Origin of the sequence: Sphingomonas sp. 66-10 (assembly GCF_001897045.1) — a bacterium.
Classification (GTDB): domain Bacteria; phylum Pseudomonadota; class Alphaproteobacteria; order Sphingomonadales; family Sphingomonadaceae; genus Sphingomonas; species Sphingomonas lycopersici.
Genome location: NZ_MKRR01000055.1, coordinates 1 through 2,169, shown reverse-complemented (window position 1 = coordinate 2,169; position 2,169 = coordinate 1). Strand labels below are relative to the sequence as shown.

Here is a 2,169-nt window from a genome sequence, read left to right as displayed (position 1 = left end):
ACACCACCCCGTGGGACACGACCGCATGCGCGACCGAATCCGCGCGCGCATGGCTGCTAAATTCGAGAAGCAGATCGCGCAGGATCAGGTGAGCGGCGGCAAGACCCTCGCTTATGGCAAGGATGCGATGCAGACGCTTTCTTATTGGGGAGCGGCGACGAAGAGCGCCAAACCGACGCCGCTGATCGTCTTCGTCCATGGCGGCGGCTGGAAGCGCGGCACCAAGGAAAATGGCACCGGCAAGGCCAAGCTCGCCCACTTCACCGGCGAGGGCTATGCCTTTGCCTCGATCGATTATCGTCTCGTGCCGGAAGCGACGGTCGAGCAGCAGGCGGCCGATGTGGCGAGCGCGCTGGCGCATCTCATTGCCCATGCCGGCGACCTCGGCTTCGACCCCAGGCGGATCATACTGATGGGGCATAGTGCGGGCGCGCATCTGGTGGCGCTGGTCGGCACGGACCCGGCCTATCTGAAGGCGGTTGGGCTGACCGAAACATCGATTGCGGGCGTCGTGCCGATCGATGGCGCGGCCTATGATGTGGCGCGGCAGATGGCGAGCGGCAACCGCTTCATGCCGGACACCCATGAAGACGCCTTCGGCACCGACCCGGCGCGCCAACGCGCCATCTCTCCCACGCTGCAGGCCGCCGCGCCCAATGCGCCGGCCTTCCTCATCCTGCATGTGCAGCGCAAGGACGGCATCGAACAGGCCAATGCGCTTGCCGATGCCCTGCGCAAAGCCGGCACGCCGGTGCAGATCAACGACTTCCCCGGCACCGGGCTGCAGGGCCATATGGAGATCAACCGCAAGCTCGGTCTGGAGGATTATCCGGCAACCGCAGTGGTGGATGCGTGGTTGAAAGGGCGGTTTGGGGGTTGAACCCGGACCAATCGACAGGGCTTTCTGGCAGGGCTCGGAACGCCTTGTCTTAATTCGGTACAGCCCGAGTGTGTCCACTTTTGCACAAAGCTAAATTTTTAACTACGAGTTAACCATTCGTTCCGAGTCGCTCGGTGCGAATTTGGGGGTCTTCGGTCTCGGTTGTGGGACTAGTACTGAAGGGCAAGTCATGAGAAATTTTGTAATCGCCGCTGGCCTGTTCGCCGCGACGCTTGGGGCGACCAGCGCCCAGGCTACCATCAACATTTGCGACGGCAACTGCGTCAGCACCGACACCAATGTGCTGATCAATCAAATCGGCACGGCTTCGACCACGCAGACGGGCTCTGCCGGCGCAGCCAGCGTGCAATTTACCAGCCTGGAAAACCTGCTCGCGCCATCGAACGGCCAAGCACGGATCGAAGCGCAGGATGGCATCCTCAACACGCTCACGTTCGAATTGCTGAACGGCTATTCTTTCCAGACGGCATTGTTCAACCTGTTCGATGCGTCGCAAAATTCCACGACTGTGACGATCACCTATTTCGATCCCACGCTCGCAGCGTTGGTCAACAAGACGTTCGACCTCGCCAATAACGGTCAGAACTTCATGGGCATCTCCGGCACGGCCGGCGAAACCTTCACCAAGATCAGCTTCAGCTTCACCAATGGCGGCGTGCACGACCTGCGTCAGCTGCGCCTTGGCGGCATTGCTGCGCCGGTCGTACCGGAGCCGGCCAGCTGGGCCATGATGCTTGTCGGTTTCGGCATCGTCGGATCGGCCATGCGTCGCCGCAAAGTCTCGCTCGCCTTTGGCTGAGCGACGGCAGGCTCTTAACGCATTTATAGGAAAGGCGCCGCAACCCAGGTTGCGGCGCCTTTTCTTATCTCAGTCAGCACGCCTCATTTCGGCAGGCAGACCCGCATCTCATCCTTGATCACGGCGCTGGCGCGATATTTGGCGGTGAAGGCTTCGTAGGCTGCGTCATGCGCAGGCTGCGGTTTGCCGGAATATTGGGTGATCGTCACCGCTTCCGCCTCGGATGGCACGGCAGCGCCGTTGCGCACCTCCATCATCCGCGCGATCTTGTTCGTCGTCTTGTCGCCATGCTTGGCATACCAGGCCTGATGCTCGGCGACGGCTTGCTGGAACTCGGCCCATTTGCCGGGCATGATGCTGTTGTGGCGGATCGTCGTATAGGGGGCATTGGCCGGACAGCCCGCAGCGGCAATCATGCCCTGTCGAAGTTGCTCAGCGGTTTGCGCGACAGCGCCGGTTGCCGTGACGA

The 2,169-nt window shown here is 61.6% G+C and carries 3 protein-coding genes; 2 read left to right on the top strand and 1 reads right to left on the bottom strand.

Features of this window, described 5'->3' with window-relative positions:
• Window positions 1-49: 49 nt before the first annotated feature.
• Window positions 50-880 (top strand): alpha/beta hydrolase, encoded by an 831-nt coding sequence (locus tag BGN95_RS05825; protein ID WP_286771937.1) that lies wholly within the window; start codon window positions 50-52, stop codon window positions 878-880.
• A gap of 190 nt (window positions 881-1,070) precedes the next feature.
• Window positions 1,071-1,700, top strand: coding sequence for a PEPxxWA-CTERM sorting domain-containing protein (locus BGN95_RS05820; protein ID WP_286771936.1), 630 nt, complete (start codon window positions 1,071-1,073; stop codon window positions 1,698-1,700).
• Between the two features lie 83 nt (window positions 1,701-1,783).
• Here the strand turns inward: BGN95_RS05820 and BGN95_RS05815 are convergent.
• On the bottom strand, window positions 1,784-2,169 hold a 386-nt coding region (locus BGN95_RS05815), incomplete at its 5' end, for a hypothetical protein (protein ID WP_286771935.1).

Bases quoted from the DNA above. Each gene is read 5' to 3' on its own strand.
- BGN95_RS05825 (WP_286771937.1), top strand. From the start codon at position 50: ATGGCTGCTAAATTCGAGAAGCAGATCGCGCAGGATCAGGTGAGCGGC.
- BGN95_RS05820 (WP_286771936.1), top strand. From the start codon at position 1,071: ATGAGAAATTTTGTAATCGCCGCTGGCCTGTTCGCCGCGACGCTTGGG.